14 protein-coding genes are annotated in these 21,154 nt (G+C 44.8%); all 14 read left to right on the top strand.

Annotation, left to right across the window (positions count from 1 at the left end; genetic code table 11):
* Positions 1–19: 19 nt before the first annotated feature.
* The gene (locus V6M43_RS06450; RefSeq protein ID WP_332733464.1) at positions 20–1,531 is read left to right on the top strand and encodes a RagB/SusD family nutrient uptake outer membrane protein; all 1,512 of its coding nucleotides are present in this window, start codon (positions 20–22) and stop codon (positions 1,529–1,531) included.
* Positions 1,532–1,559: 28 nt separating this feature from the next.
* The gene (locus V6M43_RS06445; RefSeq protein ID WP_332733462.1) at positions 1,560–2,408 is read left to right on the top strand and encodes a LamG domain-containing protein; all 849 of its coding nucleotides are present in this window, start codon (positions 1,560–1,562) and stop codon (positions 2,406–2,408) included.
* Positions 2,409–2,506: 98 nt separating this feature from the next.
* Positions 2,507–5,803, top strand: a complete 3,297-nt coding sequence (locus tag V6M43_RS06440) for a VCBS repeat-containing protein (RefSeq protein WP_332733460.1) — start codon at positions 2,507–2,509, stop codon at positions 5,801–5,803.
* 17 nt (positions 5,804–5,820) lie between these two features.
* Positions 5,821–7,263 (top strand): glycoside hydrolase family 30 protein, encoded by a 1,443-nt coding sequence (locus V6M43_RS06435; protein WP_332733458.1) that lies wholly within the window; start codon positions 5,821–5,823, stop codon positions 7,261–7,263.
* Between the two features lie 18 nt (positions 7,264–7,281).
* Positions 7,282–8,772 carry a glycoside hydrolase family 30 protein gene (locus V6M43_RS06430; RefSeq protein WP_332733456.1) on the top strand — a complete coding sequence of 497 codons (1,491 nt, stop codon included), beginning with the start codon at positions 7,282–7,284 and terminating at the stop codon, positions 8,770–8,772.
* A 19-nt stretch (positions 8,773–8,791) separates the two neighbouring features.
* The gene (locus tag V6M43_RS06425) at positions 8,792–10,468 is read left to right on the top strand and encodes a glucoamylase family protein (RefSeq protein WP_332733454.1); all 1,677 of its coding nucleotides are present in this window, start codon (positions 8,792–8,794) and stop codon (positions 10,466–10,468) included.
* A gap of 15 nt (positions 10,469–10,483) precedes the next feature.
* Positions 10,484–11,890 carry a glucoamylase family protein gene (locus tag V6M43_RS06420; RefSeq protein ID WP_332733452.1) on the top strand — a complete coding sequence of 469 codons (1,407 nt, stop codon included), beginning with the start codon at positions 10,484–10,486 and terminating at the stop codon, positions 11,888–11,890.
* 30 nt (positions 11,891–11,920) lie between these two features.
* Positions 11,921–13,081, top strand: coding sequence for a Gfo/Idh/MocA family protein (locus V6M43_RS06415; RefSeq protein WP_332733450.1), 1,161 nt, complete (start codon positions 11,921–11,923; stop codon positions 13,079–13,081).
* A gap of 53 nt (positions 13,082–13,134) precedes the next feature.
* A complete protein-coding gene (locus tag V6M43_RS06410) occupies positions 13,135–14,817 on the top strand; it encodes a GMC family oxidoreductase (protein WP_332733448.1) in 1,683 nt (560 codons plus the stop codon).
* A gap of 9 nt (positions 14,818–14,826) precedes the next feature.
* Positions 14,827–15,261 carry a DoxX family protein gene (locus V6M43_RS06405; protein WP_332733446.1) on the top strand — a complete coding sequence of 145 codons (435 nt, stop codon included), beginning with the start codon at positions 14,827–14,829 and terminating at the stop codon, positions 15,259–15,261.
* A 6-nt stretch (positions 15,262–15,267) separates the two neighbouring features.
* A complete protein-coding gene (locus V6M43_RS06400; protein WP_332733444.1) occupies positions 15,268–17,013 on the top strand; it encodes a discoidin domain-containing protein in 1,746 nt (581 codons plus the stop codon).
* Positions 17,014–17,041: 28 nt separating this feature from the next.
* Entirely contained in the window at positions 17,042–17,767 is a 726-nt protein-coding gene (locus tag V6M43_RS06395) for a GDSL-type esterase/lipase family protein (protein WP_332733442.1), read from the top strand.
* Between the two features lie 63 nt (positions 17,768–17,830).
* A complete protein-coding gene (gene bglX, locus V6M43_RS06390) occupies positions 17,831–20,197 on the top strand; it encodes a beta-glucosidase BglX (RefSeq protein WP_332733440.1) in 2,367 nt (788 codons plus the stop codon).
* 92 nt (positions 20,198–20,289) lie between these two features.
* Positions 20,290–21,102 carry a 3-keto-disaccharide hydrolase gene (locus V6M43_RS06385; protein WP_332733438.1) on the top strand — a complete coding sequence of 271 codons (813 nt, stop codon included), beginning with the start codon at positions 20,290–20,292 and terminating at the stop codon, positions 21,100–21,102.
* Positions 21,103–21,154: the final 52 nt, after the last annotated feature.

Here is a 21,154-nt window from a genome sequence, read left to right as displayed (position 1 = left end):
CACAAAAAAGGAAGCAACCATGATAAAGAGTAAACATATAGTACCGCTGGTGCTGATAGTCGTGATCTCTGCAGTAACAGGATGTGAAAAATTCCTGGACAGGAAGCCTCTGCAGGCAACCATCGAAGATATTCCGGGTGCCCTGGATGGCCAGGCAAAAGGTCTTTATGGCGCCATCAGGAATTCCGCCAATGATCCTTTCATTGGAGATGGATTTCAGAACATTCCCTGGATAGCGATGAACGGATTCCGTTCTGATGACGGTGAAGTAGTGGCCGATCCGGGTGCATCTGCCTGGAACCAGACCTATGACAGATTTCAGTACACCAAAGATGACTGGGGTGCTGGCCTGTACTGGGATAAGCACTATGTTATGATCGGGCAGTGCAATAGTGTACTGTATACGGCCGAATCAGGAAATTTTACCGATGAAAGATCTATGGTTAACAGGGCCGAAGCGAGGTTTTTCCGCGCCTACACCTATTTTGACCTGGTACGTACTTTCGGAGATGTTCCCATTATTGATTTTATCATCACTAAACCAACTGATGGTGAAGTGGAGAAATCCAATGCTGATGCAGTATGGCAGTTCATTGATGAAGACCTTGCTTTTGCCGAAATGCATCTTCCTCTCGTATGGGAGGAGAAATATGCGGGAAGGCTAACCTCAGGAGCTGCGAAATCGCTCCGGGCTAAAGCTCTGATGTATAAAGAAAGATGGGGTGAGGCGCTTGGTCTTCTTACACAGGTAATTAATTCTGAGAGCGCTGCTGGATATGGGTTACTCGATGATTACTGGAGGGTTTTCAAAGAAGAGGGTGAACTTGGGCCAGAATCTGTATTCGAGATCCAGGCATCCAAGCAGGCGGGCGATGGTAATATATATTGGAGCCGTCTCGGACAGTCACAAGGTGTTAGAGGTTCGGGAACATGGGACCTTGGCTGGGGTTGGAATACGCCTACACAAGATCTCGTAGATTCCTATGATGATGGTGATAAGCGCAAGGCTGCAACAATTCTTTATTCCAACCAATCAGATGGTGGACCGAGTACGGGTGGATATGGACTTACACTCCCTAACTTAACCAATGCACTTTACTGGAATAAAAAGGTTTACAACAATTTCGAAAGATATCTGGATGCCGGTTTGGGTACCCCTAACAATGAAGCACAGAACACCTGGATCAACCATCGTGTGATCCGTTATGCCGACGTTCTATTGTTGGCAGCTGAAGCAGCTAATGAAGACGGAAGAAGTGCAGAGGCATTACCATGGCTAAACAGAGTTAGACAAAGAGCCGGATTAGACCCGGTTACTACTACAGACCAGGCTGAACTTAGGGATATAATCAAGAAGGAAAGAAGGGCTGAATTCGCCATGGAATATGAAAGGTTCTTTGACCTGGTAAGATGGGGTGATGCAGTGGAAGAATTGAGCGAACTCGGTTACCAGAACAAGCACCGCTATTTCCCTATTCCTACACCTGCATTGAATGCCAATCCAAAACTGACACAGAATCCGGAGTGGTAATTTTCTTAAACCTATAAAAGGAGTGAACATGAAATCAATAATTAAATTATACCTGTTATCACCCATACTGGTGATGCTGATGATCGGGTGCCAGAAAACAGAACGCCCAGTTCTGGGTGAATATCCTACCGATGAATCTAAACCACCTCTGCCAGCAGGGGAACTAAGGTTCTTTGTTCCATTTGGTGATGACCCGCAGAAAAGATATGAAGTAAAAGATAGTATCTCTGGCGATCCCGCACAGGTACATCCTTTCAGTCTTACTGAAGGTATCAATGGCAAGGCTGTACAGGGCACTGATGCCGGTAATGCCATCAAATACATGAACGTGAATGATTTTGGTGCAGCTACCAGTTTCACCATTGCATTCTGGATGAAGAATACAGATAAAGGAAGAACTGAATTTGTTTTTTCATTGGTGGATGATAAATATGGCTGGCACCACTCCGCAATATTTCTCCTATTGGAGCATGGTGATGCAACTGCTACTACGCTCAAATTGGGGGTAATGGACCAATGGCTTGAATTCCCTGACTCCAAAAAATTTGCTAAGCCTTTGATGGATGGCAACTGGCACCATATAGCTTTTGTATATGATGAAACCACTTCCAAAATGGCCTATTATTTTGATGGGGCGATAGTAGAAGATGCACCAGCCAGTGCAACCGATGTTAAGAAAGATGGTAATCCAAGAGGAGCCGTTGACTTAACAACTATTAAGAACCTTGTACTTGCAGGTTGGAACAGGCATGCAAAACTTGCCGGACCAACTGACGATTGGATCAAGAGCTATACCGGTGCATTGGATCAGTTCAGGCTGTATAACAAAGCATTATCCGCAACTGAAATCAACGCATTGTTTGCAGGTAAACTGTAAAGAAGGAAAAGTTATTTCACACACGGAACATTTTATACAAAAGGGCTGAAAGTCTTCTTTCAGCCCTTTATTTTCCTGCCAGGGCTCAAAACAACCGTATGTTATTTTTAAGATCGGCCGTAATCCTTTTAATATCTATCTCACTGTTTTCCGTTTCCTGCAACAACCAACGGAAGGATACCCTGTTCGAAAACCTCCCGGTTTCGCATACCAATATTTCTTTTGAAAACAAACTCCAGGAAAATGAAAACCTGAACATCTTATATTATCTCTACTACTATAATGGTGGCGGAGTTGCTACAGGTGATATTAATAATGACGGCCTCCCTGACATTTACTTTACGGCGAATTCCAAAAGCAACAACAAGCTTTATCTCAACAAAGGCGATTTCAAATTCGAAGACATAACAGCCGCTGCAGGAGTAGCCGGAAAGGCCGATTGGGCATCAGGTGTAACCATGGTCGATATTAATGCCGATGGTTTCCTTGATATCTATGTTACAGTAAGCAGCCAGCACCATGGTCTTACCGGCAACAATGAACTCTACCTCAATAACCAGGATGGAACATTTACGGAAACTGCCGAAAAGTATGGACTCAACTTTTCGGGTATGGGTACCCAGGCAGCCTTCTTTGATTATGACCGTGATGGCGACCTTGATTGTTACCTGCTTAACCACTCCCAAAAACCAAACTCAAATATTGTTGATACAGCAGCCAGGAGAAAATACAATCCTCTCTCCGGTGATAAATTGTATCGCAACGATCTTTCAGCAGCCGGTCGGTTCACAGACGTCTCTGCTGAAGCGGGTATCTTTCAAAGTGCACTTGGTTATGGACTCGGTATAGCCATAGCTGACATGAACCACGATGGATGGGATGATATCTATGTAGGCAACGATTTCCACGAAAACGATTATTACTACCTGAATAATGGTAACGGCACTTTTACAGAAAGTGGTGATAAAGCCTTTCGCCATTATAGCCGCTTTAGCATGGGCAATGATATCAATGATTTCAATAATGACGGACAACCTGACCTGGTAACCGTTGATATGTTACCCCCTGATGAAAAAGTGCTCAAGACCTATGGCAGTGATGAAAATCCGGATACCTATAAATTCAAACTGACCTACCACGGCTACCAATATCAGTATTCAAGAAATGCACTTCAAGTGAACAATGGTATGGGTACAAGTTTCACGGAGACCGCATTATTGAGCGGAGTAAGTGCCACTGATTGGAGCTGGGCACCACTTTTTGCAGACTTCGATAATGATGGCAATAAGGACCTCTTCATTTCCAGTGGAATCGTAAAGCGCCCTGTTGACCTCGACTATATTCGATTTGTATCAGACCTGGTTGCAAAAATGGACCTTAAGGATACGAAGAAATATGACAAAGAAGCCATTGATAAAATGCCCGACGGCGCTTCGCACCCATACTTTTATAAAGGCAGCGGCTCATTGAAATTTGATGATGTTAGTGAAGAATGGGGGACTTCTGATATCAAAGGATATTTCAATGGCGCATCCTACGCAGATCTCAATAATGATGGCAATCTGGATATGGTCATCAATAGCCTTAATTCGCGTGCCCTTGTATTGAAGAATAATGCTCCCCCAAAATACACTGCAGAACTACATTTTAAAGGACCAGACCAGAATCGATTTGGTATAGGAACAAAAGTTTGGCTTTTCACCGGGGGAAAGATGCAATACCAGCAACTTCATCTCTCCCGTGGCTTCCAATCATCCTGTGAACCAGTAATGCATTTTGGAACCGACAGCATTCATACTATTGACAGTATGCTCGTAGTTTGGCCCGACCAGAAATATCAAATGGTAAAAAACATTCCTCCTAAAGGTGATCTCCAGATGGAATACCGACATGCAGGAGGAACATTCGAATACAATTTATTTTTTCCTCCGATTCAACCGCTGCTGAATGACATAAGCAAACAGGTGAATGTAAACTGGAAGCATAAAGAGAATAATTTCTTCGACCAGAATAAACAATACCTGATTCCACACCAGCTCTCAGCAATGGGCCCACGGCTTGCAGTGGGCGATATCAACCTTGACGGACTGGATGATATCTATGTTTGCGGTGCTTCCGGGCAATCGGGTCAACTGCTTCTTCAGCAAGCATCCGGAAGCTTTCTTAGTATGGATACAGCGATATTTTCACCTGCTAAGTCAAGTGAAGAAACAGCAGCTATATTCTTTGACGCCAATAATGATAAGTTTGCCGACCTATATGTGGTAAGCGGCGGTAATGAATTTAATAACGGAAGTCCCGAATTGGAAGACCGCCTTTATTTGAATGATGGAAAAGGACATTTCAAATTAGCTGCGGGTTCCATCCCTTCAATAACGCGTAACAAATCAACTGTAAGCAGCTCCGACTTTGATAAGGATGGGGACCAGGATCTTTTCGTAGGCGGACTGGCAGATGCAAGGATGTATGGGATCGCACAACCATCTTATCTATTGGTAAATGATGGCCAGGGGAAATTTTCACTTGCAGCCAATGATGTGATCTCGCTTGATTCGCTGGGTATGGTCACCGCTTCCAACTTTATTGATATTAATAAAGATGGCTGGGATGACCTGATCGTTACAGGTGAGTGGATGCCGCTCAAAATCTTCATGAATAGTTCAGGTAAATTTTCCGCGAAGGATATTCCTGCTTCCACCGGACTATGGCAATCGTTGCTGCCCACTGATATTAACGGTGACGGACATGTGGATATACTCGCCGGAAACTGGGGCCATAACAGTAAGCTCTATGCAGGCAAACAATCACCCCTGAAACTCTATGTAAAAGATTTTGACAACAATGGCTCCATAGAACAGATCATGACCTATACCATTGATGGAAAGGAATACACTTTCCTGGCAAAAGATGAGCTAGAGAGAGCCTTGCCGGTGCTAAAAAAAGCATATCTGAATTACAGTGACGTAGCTGGAGAAACTGTACAATATATGTTCTACGATCTGTTCAATAATTATAAAGAATTGAAAGCAGAAAAGCTGGGAACATCTGTATTTATCAACGATGGGAAAGGTGGCTTCAAAATCACTGAGTTGCCCGAACAATTTCAATTATCACCGGTATTTTCTTTCCTTCCGTTAGGTGAACCGCTGAATGGTTTCATGGTTACAGGAAACTTTTATGGTACCGTTCCTTATGAAGGAAGATATGACGGGTTGCAGCCATCATTTCTTACCTATGATAAGGGTGGTGGCACTTACCATTTTAATGGCATGCTCCCTGCTGTTCAGGGTGAAGTGCGTGACGCTCGTCGTATAAGAACAGCAGGTGGCAGGGAAATGATAGTGCTGGCAAGAAATAATGATTCACTTCTTTTTTTCAGTAATAATATTCAATAAAGCGAAATACTATTGTTATGTACAGAAAAACAAAACTTCCCCGGGCCCTCCTTCTACTATTGCTGATCTGGGGAACAAATTGTTCTGATAAGGGAATGGGTGGAACAGTTGTTCAACCTCTTCCTCCAAGGCCCAATGATGTGGATATGTGGCTCACTAAACCTGACCAGACTGCCTTGTTACAAAAACAGGACCTTACTATTTCTTTTGTTGATACAACCAACAACTATCCTAATATCGACGTTGATTCCAGTATTTCATATCAACCGGTGGAAGGGTTCGGTTATACTCTTACAGGAGGAAGTGCAAGTCTAATCCGCGGACTGAATGCTACGAACAGGGCAAGCCTTTTGCAGGAACTGTTCGGTACCACCGGAAATGCCATTGGCATCAGTTATTTAAGGGTCAGCATTGGCGCATCCGATCTTAGTGAAACAGTGTTCAGTTATAACGATCTTCCCGCCGGACAAACAGATCCGGATCTCACAAAATTCAATCTTAGCCAGGATACTATCGACCTGGTTCCAGTGCTGAAAGAAATACTCGCTATCAATCCTTCTATCAAAATAATGGGCTCTCCTTGGAGTCCGCCGGTATGGATGAAAGACAATGGCAAATCAATTGGTGGAAGTCTTCTCCCCCAGTATTATGGCTCCTACGCCAAATATTTCGTGAAGTATATCGAGGCAATGAAAGCAAATGGCATCAATGTAGATGCCATCACTATCCAGAATGAACCTCAGCATGGTGGTAATAATCCCAGCATGGTGATGAGCGCAGAGCAACAGGCTGATTTCATAAAGAATCATCTGGGCCCCGCCTTCCAGGCAGCCGGTATAACAACCAAGATCATCGTTTGGGATCATAACTGTGATAACCCCGATTATCCGATCGCCATTCTCAATGACCCCGCGGCAAAACAATACGTACATGGATCCGCATTTCATCTTTATGCCGGTGATATCAATGCCCTCTCAAAAGTGCATACAGCACATCCCGATAAAGCGCTTTATTTCACAGAACAATGGACATCTTCAAAGGGTGAATTTGGGGGCGATCTCAAATGGCATATGAAGAATGTTATCATAGGATCAATGCTTAACTGGAGCAGGGTGGCATTGGAATGGAACCTCGCAAACGATGCTACCTTCGGTCCACATACCCAGGGTGGCTGTACTGAATGTAAAGGCGCGCTTACCATCAGCGGAACAAGCATCCAAAGAAATGTGAGCTACTATATTGTGGCCCATGCTTCGCGTTTTGTTCCTGCCGGATCTGTAAGAATAAGCAGTACACAGGTTGCCGGACTCACCAACGTTGTATTTAAAAGGCCCGATGGCAAAAAAGTGATGCTGATAGTAAATGATGGCAATTCAGCCGCCGGTTTCAATATCCGATACAAAGGCAAACGCGCACTCAGTTCTTTGTCTGCAGGATCTGCAGCAACCTTTATATGGTAACCCCTTAAAAAAAGCTGTATGAAATTCAATTCATTACTGGCATCCTTACTTGTACTGGCGGCTTCATGCCAACAGGCCGAAGAAAAAAATCTGGTTGACGCTCCTGCTGATTCCTTGGCAGCTGCACCTGCTTTTAACGCTGCGGGTAAAACAGTACTGGCATATACAACAGCAGAGAAAACAAACCATCGGTTAACCCTTACCGATACCCTGAGCTTTTCTGAAATGGGACAGCCCAAGGAAACACAGGTCTGCATTTTCATCGATCCCAAACGTACTTATCAGTCGTTCATGGGAATAGGTGGTGCTATCACAGATGCATCCGCAGAAACCCTTGCAAAACTTCCCGCAGCAAAACAGGAAGAACTACTTCGTGCTTATTTCAGTAAGGATAGTGGCATTGGCTATTCGCTTATCCGTACCAATATCCAGAGTTGTGATTTCAGCAGTGGCAGTTATTCTTATGTTCAGGAAGGTGACAAAGAACTCAAGACCTTCTCCATTGAGCATGATAAACAATTTAAAATTCCCATGATTAAGAGGGCTATCACGGCTGCAGGCGGAAAGATCCCGCTCTATGCAAGTCCATGGAGCCCTCCCGCATTCATGAAAGACAATAAGAATATGCTCCAGGGAGGAAAACTCCTTCCCGAATTTTATGATGCATGGGCCAATATGTATGTGAAATTTATAAATGCCTATGAAGCAGAAGGAATGCCAATTTGGGGGATCTCCATCCAGAATGAACCGATGGCTACCCAGCGCTGGGAGAGTTGTATCTATAGTGCTGAAGAGGAACGTGACTTCCTAAAAAATAATCTGGGCCCAACCATGCATAAAGCAGGATTCCAGGACAAAAAGATAATCATGTGGGATCATAACCGCGACCTTATCTACCAACGCGCACAAACCTATTTTAATGATCCTGAAGTTGCAAAATATGCCTGGGGCATTGGCTTCCATTGGTATGAGAACTGGAGTGGTGGTGATAATATGTTCGATAACGTTGCCCTGGTGCATGAAGCATTTCCCGATGAGAATATCTTATTTACCGAGGGTTGCCAGGAAAAGTTTGAAGCCTCGAGATATTATGAATGGAAATGGGCTGAACGTTATGGTAAGAATATGATAAAAGATTTCAATGCGGGTGCTGTGGGCTGGACCGACTGGAATATTCTCCTCGATGAAACCGGCGGTCCCAATCATGTCCAGAACTTTTGTTTCGCTCCCATGCATGGCGATACAAAAAAAGGAGAGCTGATCTATACTAATGCTTACTATTATATCGGGCACTTCTCAAAGTTTATCCGTCCAGGTGCTAAAAGGATCATCAGTAGTGCTAGCAGGTCTCAGTTACTTACCACCTCCTTCCTCAATGAAGATGGCTCGATGGTTGTAGTGGTAATGAACCAGGGTGATATTAATACACCATTTTTTCTCTGGGTGGATGGTAAGGCTGCTGAAACGGTTGCCCTTCCACATTCGATCAATACCTATCTGATCAGGTGACCGCTTAAAACGATTGACGATGACCAAAGCCTGCCATTATTTTACGATCGCCACTATGATGGCCATTGGTTTCTGGAGTTGCGGCAAATCGGAAGAAAAGCCCGATCCCGTACCACCACAAAAACCTTTAACGGTTAAGAGTATTCAGCTTAACAATGCCAACCTGAATGATCTTATCTATGATGTGCCAACACGTCCGGGTATCAGGGTGCATTTCAGTGAACCCCTCCTCAGTTCTAGCGTTGCTGCCGCCGTTAAACTCACTGATCCTTCGGGTGCTACTTCGGTTTCCACCAGCCTTCAGAACGGCGATTCTGTATTGCTGATAACACCGGGTGCCGATCTTAAATACCTGTCAAGGCATACTTTGCAAGTAACCAGTGCATTGAAATCTGCGGGTGGCGCAAGTTTAAATACTGTTCTGTCGAGGTCCTTCGTTACCAAAATTGATTCCTCCAATAAGTTTTCCCTCCTCTCTGATGAAGAGCTTCTTACCCTGGTTCAAAGACAGACATTTAAATATTTCTGGGATTTCGGTCATCCGGTAAGTGCACTTGCGAGGGAGCGTAATACATCTGGTGATATCGTAACATCAGGGGGCTCTGGTTTTGGAATTATGGCAATCGTTACCGCTACCGATCGCAATTTTATTACCCGCGCCCAAGCGCTTTCCAGGCTCCAGACAATGGTGGCATTTCTCAAGGACAAGGCAAAGACTTTTCATGGAGCCTATCCTCATTGGCTTAACGGGGCAACAGGGCAGGCAGAACCTTTCAGCCAGAAAGATAACGGCGCCGACCTGGTTGAAACATCATTCCTCGTTATGGGATTGATCACCGCGAGGCAATATTTTGACCGCGCCGAAGCTGCTGAAACTGCTTTGCGCAATGATATCAATACCATTTGTAATAGGGTTGAATGGAACTGGTTCCGGAAAAATGATGAGCAGGTTTTATACTGGCATTGGAGTGAAAACTACGGATGGGAAATGAACCATCCTGTACGTGGCTGGAATGAATGTTTGATTACCTATGTACTCGGGGCTTCTTCAACTACTCACGGCATTCCGAAATCAGTTTATGATCAGGGATGGAAAGGGCTGGGTGCAAATGGCTTCCTGAATGGAAACAAGTATTATGACATCACACTACCATTAGGTCCGGCATATGGCGGACCACTATTCTTCTCACATTATTCATTTCTTGGAATCAATCCAAATGGACTCAGCGATATTCATACCAATTACAAAACGCAGAACACAAGCCATACCCAGATTAATTATAAATACTGTATAGCAAATCCAAAAAACCATTACGGTTATAGCAGCAAGGTATGGGGACTGACAGCAAGCGATATTGAAGGTGGATATACCGCCAGCTCACCCACCAACGATATTGGAGTTATTGCGCCTACGGCCGCTCTGGCATCCTTTCCCTATACACCACAGGAATCTATGGACGCGCTAAAGTTTTATTATTATGTGCTGGGCGATAAACTATGGAAGGAGTATGGTTTTGTAGATGCTTTCTCTTTAAAGGACCAGTGGTTCGCCAATTCATTTATAGCGATTGACCAGGCACCTATTATCATCATGATAGAAAATTATCGCTCCGGACTGCTCTGGGAGCTCTTCACCAGTGCGCCAGAAGTGCAGCAGGGTATGAAAACACTGGGTTTCTCGGCACCTTATCTATAACCTTAAAACATTGATATGAAGATTCGTCAACTTTTGCCCGCCATAGCATTCAGAACGACGTCAAGAAAATTTTTCATTACACCAGCATTACTGATAATTACGGTATGCCTGTTTCAGTCAGCTGATCTTAGCGCACAAAAAAAGAAGACTCCCAAAGCCCCTGTTAAAGCTCCCATAGAACAGGGAGTGCTTACTGATTCTGCACTTCTTGACCTTGTACAAAAACAAACCTTTCGTTATTTCTGGGATTTTGCACACCCAGTATCGGGCCTCTCCAGAGAACGAAGCAATGTAGCCTATAATTATGGTCCTGAAGTAGTGACCACAGGCGGTACCGGATTCGGTATAATGGCAGTGATCGTTGCAACCGAAAGAAAATGGATATCCCGTGATACTGCTGCAAGGTTCCTGCTGAAGATGGTGAATTTCCTGCATAAGGCAGATGCCTATCATGGAGTATTCCCACATTGGCTGGATGGTGCAACAGGTAAGACTATCCCCTTCAGTAGAAAAGATGATGGTGCCGACCTGGTGGAAACTTCCTATCTCTTACAGGGCTTGCTTACTGCCAGACAATATTTCAATGGCGATGATAAAACAGAAAGAGAACTGCGTAACAGGATCGGCTGGATATGGAATGATGTGGAATGGGATTGGTTCACCAGGGAAGGTCAGGAAGTTTTGTACTGGCACTGGAGTCCTAATAACGGATGGGCTATGAATTTTCCGGTGCGTGGATTCAATGAATGCCTTATCATGTATGTACTTGCGGCTTCTGGTGAACGGTATCCGGTATCTCCCGATGTTTATCACCGTGGATGGGCACAGAGCAGTTTCTTCAATAACGGGAAAGAATTCTATGGTATTAAACTGCCGCTGGGTTTCGATTATGGCGGCCCCTTGTTTTTCTCCCATTATTCATTTGTTGGCCTTGACCCCCGCGGACTTAAAGACCGCTATGCTGATTACTGGGAGCAGAACCGGAATCATACCCTCATTAATCGCGAACACAGCATTCGCAATCCAAAAAACTTCAAAGGCTATTCTGCAAGTAATTGGGGTCTAACGGCAAGTGATACCTATTCAGGTTATGATGCCCATTCACCCACCAATGATAATGGTACTATTACCCCAACTGCAGCCCTATCTGCCTTTCCTTATACGCCCGAATATTCCATGCAGGCACTCCGGCATTTCTATTATAATCTTGGCGATAAGATATGGAGTGAATATGGCTTTGTGGATGCTTTCAATGAAACACAAAACTGGTATGCGAAGAGCCACCTGGCCATTGACCAGGGACCCATTATTGTGATGATTGAAAACTATCGTTCGGGATTACTCTGGAACCTTTTTATGAGCGCACCTGAAATTCAGAAAGGATTGAAGAAACTGGGATTCGAGAGTCCGCATTTGAAATAATCAAATTATAAATTCTTAAACAGTACTATCATGACCCGCCAGCACTTTATAGTCAACGCCACGCTTGCCGGAATCGGTGCCATGGTATCGTCATTAGAAGCATTGGCTATTTCAGAATCAAAGAAAATTAAGGTGGCTATCATCGGTTGCGGTTCTGTTTCCACCCAGTACCTTCCCCATCTTACTGCCTCGCCACAAGTAGAGGTAGTAAGTGTTTGTGATATCATTTACCAGAGAGCCATCAATCGCGCAGCAGAATATAAGATTGCTAATCACTATGATCATATTGATAAGCAATTGGCTGGCGCTCCTTTTGATCTCCTGGTGAACCTCACTGATATGCAGGAACATGGCCGGCTCAATAAGATCGCTCTCACCAAAGGAAAAAATGTGTGGAGTGAAAAACCGATGGCTAATACCTACAAAGAGGGTCGCGAATTACTAGACCTTGCAATACAAAAAAAACTGAAGTTCTGGGGTGCTCCGGCAGTAGTTAATAGTCCGCAGTTTGCATTTATGTCCAAAGCCATCCAGGATGGTAAGCTTGGGAAAGTATCGAGCGCACATGCACATTATGGCCATGAAGGTCCGGGATGGTCTGCCTTCTTTTATGAGAAAGGGGGTGGAAGTTTGCCCGATCTCGGGGTTTATAACATTGCGACACTAACAGGTCTTCTTGGCCCCGCAAAGTCATTAATAGCAATGACAAACATCATTACTCCCGAGCGCAAGGTTGATAACAAGGGACTAATTAAAGTGGAAGCCGAGGACAATGCCATGATCATAATGGAGCATGCAGGCGGTACATTGTCGCATATACAATGCGGGTTCAATTATTTCGATCCTTATGGTCATGGTGGAAAGGGTCAGGAGAAACCTTCCATCAGCATCTGGGGAACAAAGGGGAATATTTCATTAGTTGGATATGATTGGGCACCCGCGGGGGTTGACATGGCCACGCATGATGAACCCGCTACCAAAAGGCATCTTCCCGATCCGGGCAACTACAGGTGGCAGGAAGGAGCAACAGTAGTTGCAGATGCCTTGCTGAATAATATGGAGCCTCTTATCAATCCTGAACATGCCCTTCACGTACTTGACATCATGGAAGCAGCCAGGGCCTCTTCCACCACCGGACAAAAGATCAGCCTTAATTCCACTTTTAACTGGCCGATAGTGGGAAGTCAATAATTCTTATCTCTTACCTCTAAATCTTACCTCTTACCTCTTAAATCTTACCTGATATGGTTTCTTACGATGCAATAGTAATTGGAAGCGGCATAAGTGGTGGCTGGGCAGCAAAAGAGCTTTGCGAGAAAGGCTTGAAGACCCTGGTATTGGAGCGCGGACGGAATATTGAGCACATAAAAGACTACCCGGGCTATGACCGCCATCCCTGGCAATTGCCTCATAGAGGAAGGGTGCCACAATCGATCGTGAAAGAAAACCCGCTGATCACTAAGGCTGCGGGCTATTCGGAAGACACCGAGCATTTTTTCATTCGTGATGCTGACCATCCTTATGTTCAGGAGAAACCATTTGACTGGATCCGTGGTTACCAGGTTGGTGGTAAATCACTCACCTGGGGAAGGAGCTGCCAGCGCTGGAGCGATTATGATTTCAACGCACCAAAAAAATTTGGCTTTGGTATTGACTGGCCCATCCGTTATGATGATATCGCTCCATGGTATAGTCATACCGAAAAGTTTGTAGGGATATGTGGTAATAAAGATAGTGTTCCTTCCATGCCCGACGGAGAGTTTCTGCCACCATATGAACTCAACTGCGTTGAACAACATTTCAAAGAAGTATTGTGGAAAGAGTACAATAGATACTATGTGTCCGGGCGATGGGCACACCTGTCTCAACCTACTGAGGAACATCTGCAACAGGGAAGAGGCCAATGCCTGAATCGTAACCTGTGTATGCGTGGTTGTCCATATGGTGGCTATTTCAGTTCGGTTACTTCCACGCTTCCCTGGGCAAAAAAAACCGGTAATCTAACCCTGCGCCCTCATTCAGTAGTGCATTCCATCATATATGATAGGGATAAGAAAAAAGCCACTGGTGTGCGGGTGATCGATGCCGTTAGCAAAGAGGTTATTGATTATTCCGCCCGACTCATATTTGTAAATGCATCGGCACTCAACTCTAACCTGATACTACTGAACTCAAAATCAGAACGTTTCCCTGATGGACTGGGAAATGACAGCGGTGTACTTGGAAAATATATCGGCTTCCACAATTACAGGGGCTATATGAATGGTGCTATTAATGGATTTACAGACAAGTACTATACACCGGGCAGACCTGTTGAGTGCGTGATCCCGAATTTCAGAAATCTGGGCCGCCAGGATACGGATTTCATCGGAGGCTACACTATCTTTAGTGGAGCTTACCGCGAACGATTTAATTCTGATGCCAATCCCGGGCTCATTGGTGCTCCCTTGAAAGAGGCCATTACTGAACCAGGTGGATGGCGGGTGTATATGTATATGCAGGGCGAAACCATCCCAAAAGAAACAAACCGTGTTTACCTGAGTGCCGACAAAAAAGACCAGTGGGGAATTCCCCTTCTGGTAACGGATGTGGGCTATGATGATAATGACGAAAAAATGGTGAAGGATTTTCTTGAACAGGGAAAAGAGATGATGGAGAAAGCTGGTGCCAATGACGTTTTCGTAAATGATTCAAAGCAGCCACCTGGCCTTGATATTCATGAAATGGGAGGCATACGCATGGGGCATGATCCTAAAACTTCCGTTCTGAATGCTTTCAACCAGGTACATGCCTGCCCGAATGTATTTGTAACAGATGGCGCCTGTATGACAAGCACCGGTAACCAGAGTCCGTCAATTCTTTATATGGCCTTCGCTGCAAGAGCTGCAAACCATGCAGTTGAAGAAATGAAAAAGGGGAACCTGTAAATCTAAAAAATGAAACAATTTTTCTCTCCTTCCAATACAATCTGGTACCACCAGGGTATTGCATTGGTAAGGGTCTTTGTGGGTTTCTTCATGGCTTACCACGGATGGGAAATTTTCAATGAGAAACAAATGAGCGATTACGCAAAATGGCTCACAGACCTGCATTTTGCAGAGCCATTGCTTTTTGCCTATCTGGGAAAAGGAGCTGAATTGATTTCAGGTATTCTGATAATGGTTGGACTATTCACCCGGCTCGCTGTACTTCCCATGATCGCTACTATGCTGGTGATCGCTTTTGGAATGGGAAAAGGGAAAGTGTACTACGAAGACCAGCATCCTTTCATGTTTGTATTGATCGGTGCCATTTTCTTTTTTATTGGTCCGGGTAAATGGAGCCTCGATCAGATCCTCTTCGGAAAGGAAGATATCCATTCAACTAAATGAACAAAAATGAAAAAATTATTAGCATACATGGTCCTGGTCTGGTTACTATTTATTTCTACTTCCGGTCAGGCACAACAGAAGACTTATTGTAATCCAATAAATATCGATTATGGTTATACGCCCATCCCTAATTTTTCTGAATGGGGAAGACATCGTGCCACAGCCGACCCCGTTATCGTTACATATAAAGGGGATTATTACCTTTTCTCTACAAACCAGTGGGGCTATTGGTGGAGCAGTGATATGCTGAACTGGAATTTTGTATCACGACTGTTTCTAAAACCATGGCATAAGGTCTACGATGAACTCTGTGCTCCGGCAGTCACAGTAATTGGGGATACAATGCTTGTTTTTGGTTCCACTTATAGCAGCAATTTCCCCCTTTGGATGAGTACCAATCCAAAAGGAAATGAATGGAAAGAAGCACTTGATTCACTGGAGATCGGTGGATGGGACCCGGCTTTCTTTCTTGATGATGATGGCCGCTTCTATATGTATAATGGAAGCAGTAACCGTTATCCCTTATATGGCGTGGAGATGGATCGTAAAACTTTCAAGCCAAAAGGTACACGAAAGGAAATGTACCTGCTGGAACAGTGGCGTTATGGCTGGCAGCGCTTCGGTGAGTATATGGATAATACCTTCCTGGATCCATTTATTGAAGGCGCATGGGTGACCAAACACAATGGAAAATACTATTTCCAGTATGGCGCACCCGGAACTGAAATGAGCGGATATGCAGATGGCGTGGTGGTAGGCGAATCACCCCTGGGACCGTTTACCCCGCAATCAGACCCCTTCAGTTTTAAACCCGGAGGTTTCGCAAGAGGTGCCGGTCATGGGGCAACTTACCAGGATAAGTGGAACAACTACTGGCATGTATCTACAATGGGTATCAGCGTGAAGAATACTTTTGAAAGAAGAAATGGGATCTGGCCTGCAGGGTTCGATAAAGATGGAGTGATGTACTGCAACACGGTCTTCGGCGATTATCCCCACTACCTTCCCCAGGGTGAAGCGGATCACCTTAAATCAAGATTCACCGGATGGATGTTGCTCAACTATAAAAAACCGGTTACGGTTTCGTCTACACTGGGGAGTTATGCTCCTAACAATGCAGTTGACGAAAGCATTAAAACATATTGGAGCGCAGCAACAGGCAATAAAGGGGAATGGATACAATCAGATCTTGGATCCCCTTCAACCGTTAACGGTATCCAGATTAACTATGCCGACCAGGATGCTGCTTTTCTTGGAAAGCAAACTGATATATTCCACCAGTATAAACTTTATTCATCCATGGATGGAAAAAAATGGAAGCTTATTGTCGATAAAAGCAATAACAAAAAAGACGTTCCGCATGAATATGTTGAGTTGGAAGTACCGGTTACAGCCAGATATATAAGGCTCGAAAATATCCATATGCCCACAGGCAAATTTGCCATCTCCGGCCTTCGTGTTTTTGGTAAAGGAATGGGTGAGAAGCCCGAAGCTGTTAAAGAATTCGTTGTATTGCGAACAGAAAAAGACAAACGAAGCGCTTATATCAAATGGCGACCGGTGGATAATGCATATGCCTACAATATATTTTACGGCACCGCACCCGATAAACTGTATAACTGTATCATGGTGCATGATGCAAATGAATATTATTTTAAAGGAATGGACAGTCAGAAAACTTATTACTACACAATTGAAGCTGTTAGTGAAAATGGAATATCAGAGCGCTTTTCTCTCTTGAAATCGGAATAAGTTTTGTAGTAACAAAATTGATCAGCATATGAATCATCCCATATTAAAAATGCATTTAGCAGGCATTCATCAGCTCCTGAAGCGGGTGCTATTGACCTGCTTTTCTTTTATGTCATTTGCCGCTTATTCGCAACAGCCTTCCTCAATTGACCGGCCACTGCCTCCATTTTATGATGAGGTCATGGCATTTGTTAAGCAGGATAGTTTGCATAAGCCATCCCTCAATAAGATCCTTTTTATTGGCAGCTCCTCTTTTACAATGTGGAAAGATGTGGCGGATTATTTTCCCGGTCACACTATCATCAACCGTGGTTTTGGAGGCTCCTCGCTGCCCGACCTGATGCGATACCAGGAACTTATTGTTTACCCTTATGAGCCCAAACAGATCCTTATCTACTGTGGTGAGAATGACCTGGCAGCCAGCGATACAGTGAGCGCTGATATGGTTTACAACAGGTTCCTTCAACTCTTTGCCGACCTCAGGAACCGTTTCCCCGATGTCAATATCAGCTTTGTTTCAATGAAGCCCAGTCCCAGCCGCATGCATATGCAGCAAAGACTTATCGCCGCTAATAAATCTATCCGCGATTTCCTCGCAACTAAGAAAAATACGGCATACATTGATGTATATACGCCAATGCTGGGTGCTGATGGCCAACCCCTTCCGGATATTTTTCTGGGTGACAAGCTTCACATGAATGCTAAAGGCTATGCCATCTGGCAAAAACAGATTAAACCCTACCTTATGAAGTAAATATCAGGATCAGCCGCAAAAGCAACGAACGAACAACTTTCCACAAACGAAAAACAACGAAAGATGAGACGAATTCCTTCTATTTTCTTGCCTATGGCAATTTGTTCAGTACTGGCAATGCCGGTAATGATCACAGCCCAGGTGAAGGCTCAGCAGCCTGCAACCTCTGCAACAAAGTCACGGCCATCTGCAACCGCTGCCGCCCAATCTTCGCCGGCGCAGGTGAAAATGAAAGCCTTCATTGACGCACTGATGAAGAAAATGACTATCGATGAAAAGATCGGACAACTTAACCTCCTGGTGGGTGGTGAAGCTACTACTGGTTCGGTAGTGAGCACCGGAGTGGAAGACAAGATCCGTAAAGGACAGGTTGGGGGCATCTTCAGTGTCACTTCTCCCCAACGTATTCGCAAAGTTCAAGAGCTTGCTATCAACAACAGCCGGCTGAAAATTCCCATCATCTTTGGTCTCGATGTGATTCATGGATATCGGACAGCATTCCCAATTCCACTGGCCCTTGCAGCGAGCTGGGATATGCCACTAATCGAAAGGTCTGCTCGTATGGCTGCCCAGGAAGCAAGTGCCGATGGACTCAACTGGACTTTTTCCCCAATGGTTGACATTTCCCGCGACCCGCGCTGGGGCCGTATTGCAGAGAGCTCCGGAGAAGATCCCTTTCTCGGTTCGGCTATCGCAAGGGCAATGGTAAAAGGATACCAGGGCGACGATCTTTCAAAAAACAATACACTGATGGCCTGTGTGAAACACTTCGCATTATACGGCGCTTCGGAAGCAGGCCGCGATTATCATTCAGTTGACATGAGCCGGATCAAAATGTATAATGATTATTTCCCTCCCTATAAGGCTGCCGTTGATGCAGGCGTGGGTTCTGTGATGAGCTCTTTCAATGATGTTGAGGGAATTCCCGCCACCGGCAATAAATGGTTGCTTACCGATGTGCTTCGCAAGCAATGGGGCTTCAAAGGCATGGTGGTGTCTGATTATACTTCTGTAAATGAAATGATTGACCACGGCCTTGGAGACCTTCAGGCTGTTTCAGCTCTTTCACTTAAAGCCGGGTTGGATATGGACATGGTAGGCGAAGGCTTTCTCACCACCTTGAAAAAATCATTGCAGGAAGGAAAAGTTACCCAGGCAGAAATTGACAATGCCTGCCGCCGCATACTTGAGGCTAAGTACAAACTTGGTCTCTTTGATGACCCTTACCGCTACTGCGATGAGAACCGCGCAAAAACCGAAATATTCACTGACGCAACAAGAAAGATCGCTCGAGAAACTGCAACCCGCACATTCGTATTACTGAAGAACCAGAATAATACCCTTCCTCTGCAACGTAAAGGAACAATTGCACTGGTTGGTCCACTTGCAAATAGCAAAGAAAATATGGTGGGTACCTGGGCTGTATCAGCAGAACCCTCAAAGGCAACATCCCTGTTGGATGGTCTGAAGCAGGTTGCCGGCAGCAATGTGAATATTGTATATGCCCGCGGCGCGAATGTTACTGAAGACTCCGCTCTGGAAGCACGTACAAGTATATTTGGCAAGCTGATGGAACGCGATAACAGGAATGCGGATACGCTGATCGCAGAAGCCCTGAAGGCTGCAGCTGGCGCTGATGTGATTGTAGCTGCCATGGGCGAGCTGGCAGAAATGACCGGCGAAGCATCCAGTCGCACCGACCTCAACCTCCCCCACAGTCAGAAAAAATTACTTGAAGCTCTCATAGCCACCGGTAAGCCGGTAGTGATGGTACTCTTTACAGGAAGACCCCTCTCAATCGTGGAAGAAGACGCCAAGCTTCCCGCTATCCTTAATGTTTGGTTCGGCGGATCTGAAGCTGGTCCCGCAATTGCCGATGTGCTGTTTGGCGACCAGAACCCATCCGGTAAAATAACTGCCACCTTCCCCCGGAATGTTGGCCAGATACCGATCTACTACAGCTACCGTAATACAGGCCGCCCCCTCCAGGGTGATAACTTCCAGAAATTTCGTTCCAATTACCTTGATGTTTCCAATACCCCCCTATATCCATTTGGATATGGCCTGAGCTATACCAGCTTTAATTACAGTGATATTGTACTCAGCAGCGCGAAAATGAAGGGCAATCAACAACTCATTGCCAAAATAACGGTTACCAATAGTGGAAAGGTTGAAGGAGAAGAAGTGGTGCAATTGTATATACGTGATAAAGTGGCATCCAATACACGCCCGTTAAAGGAATTGAAAGGGTTTCAGAAGATACTTCTCCAACCCGGTGAGTCAAAACAGGTAAGCTTCACCGTGAGTACTGAAGAATTGAAATTCTATAACCATGAATTAAAGCATATCTGGGAAGCCGGTGAGTTTGAGATCATGATCGGAGGCAACTCCCGCGATACCAAATCAGCAACAGTTTGGTGGGATAAATAATTCCTTCGTTAGCTTCACAATAGTTGGTTTAATACACGCGATCTTAATCATCCGCTCATGGCGGATGATTTTTTTTGAATTAACTTGAAGTCATGAAAAAGAGACCGTATTATTTAGGGGGGATGGTAATCCTTCTTTCAGTGTTTTTCTGCTGCGCATGCATGCAAACAAAGCAGCTATCAGCCCCGGATGAATGGAAAGAACTTTTCAACGGAAAAGACATGAATGATTGGTGGGTGAAAATTAACCACCATGAAGTGGATGATAATTTCGGTAAAACTTTCCGGGTTGAGGATGGCATGATAAAGGTGAGATACGACCAGTATGACGATTTCAATAATCGCTTTGCGCATCTCTATTACAAGAAACCTTTCGATTATTTTCATCTCATTGTGGAATACCGCTTTACAGGTAAATTCCACCATAACGCTCCCGGCTATGCGATCCGCAACAGTGGCGTTATGTTTCACTCTCAGGATCCCCGAACTATGTACAAAGACCAGGACTGGCCCATATCAGTTGAGATGCAATTCCTCGCTGCACTTGATGATGGAAAGCCCCGGCCCACCGGTAATATGTGTTCTCCGGGTACGGATGTTGTTTATGAAGGACGTGTTGACCCAAGGCATTGTATTGAATCAACATCAAAGACCTATCCTATGGAAGAATGGGTTCGTGCCGAAGCAATGGTGTATGGCGACTCATTGGTAAAGCATATAATCAATGGCGATACAGTTCTTGTTTATTCCAAACCCCAGATCGGTGGCGGTGTGGTGAATAATTACAATCCCTCTATTAAGATCGATGGAAAACTTCTTAGTAGTGGATATATTGCACTCCAGGCTGAGGGTCAGGAAATCGATTTCCGACGTGTTTCCATCAAAGAAATCCCTCGAACCCCCTAAATCTTACCTCTTAAATCTTACCTCTTACCTTAATTCTCACCTCTTAAATCTT

Source organism: Flavihumibacter sp. (genome assembly GCF_036676075.1).
Taxonomy (GTDB): Bacteria; Bacteroidota; Bacteroidia; order Chitinophagales; family Chitinophagaceae; genus Flavihumibacter.
Note: the sequence above shows the minus strand (reverse complement) of the source record. Positions and strands in the feature narration are given on the sequence as shown.

Coding starts and splice junctions, on each gene's coding strand:
- bglX (WP_332733440.1), top strand. CDS start 17,831: ATGAGACGAATTCCTTCTATTTTCTTGCCTATGGCAATTTGTTCAGTA.
- V6M43_RS06395 (WP_332733442.1), top strand. CDS start 17,042: ATGAATCATCCCATATTAAAAATGCATTTAGCAGGCATTCATCAGCTC.
- V6M43_RS06415 (WP_332733450.1), top strand. CDS start 11,921: ATGACCCGCCAGCACTTTATAGTCAACGCCACGCTTGCCGGAATCGGT.
- V6M43_RS06440 (WP_332733460.1), top strand. CDS start 2,507: ATGTTATTTTTAAGATCGGCCGTAATCCTTTTAATATCTATCTCACTG.
- V6M43_RS06420 (WP_332733452.1), top strand. CDS start 10,484: ATGAAGATTCGTCAACTTTTGCCCGCCATAGCATTCAGAACGACGTCA.
- V6M43_RS06385 (WP_332733438.1), top strand. CDS start 20,290: ATGAAAAAGAGACCGTATTATTTAGGGGGGATGGTAATCCTTCTTTCA.
- V6M43_RS06450 (WP_332733464.1), top strand. CDS start 20: ATGATAAAGAGTAAACATATAGTACCGCTGGTGCTGATAGTCGTGATC.
- V6M43_RS06435 (WP_332733458.1), top strand. CDS start 5,821: ATGTACAGAAAAACAAAACTTCCCCGGGCCCTCCTTCTACTATTGCTG.
- V6M43_RS06410 (WP_332733448.1), top strand. CDS start 13,135: ATGGTTTCTTACGATGCAATAGTAATTGGAAGCGGCATAAGTGGTGGC.
- V6M43_RS06405 (WP_332733446.1), top strand. CDS start 14,827: ATGAAACAATTTTTCTCTCCTTCCAATACAATCTGGTACCACCAGGGT.
- V6M43_RS06400 (WP_332733444.1), top strand. CDS start 15,268: ATGAAAAAATTATTAGCATACATGGTCCTGGTCTGGTTACTATTTATT.
- V6M43_RS06445 (WP_332733462.1), top strand. CDS start 1,560: ATGAAATCAATAATTAAATTATACCTGTTATCACCCATACTGGTGATG.
- V6M43_RS06425 (WP_332733454.1), top strand. CDS start 8,792: ATGACCAAAGCCTGCCATTATTTTACGATCGCCACTATGATGGCCATT.
- V6M43_RS06430 (WP_332733456.1), top strand. CDS start 7,282: ATGAAATTCAATTCATTACTGGCATCCTTACTTGTACTGGCGGCTTCA.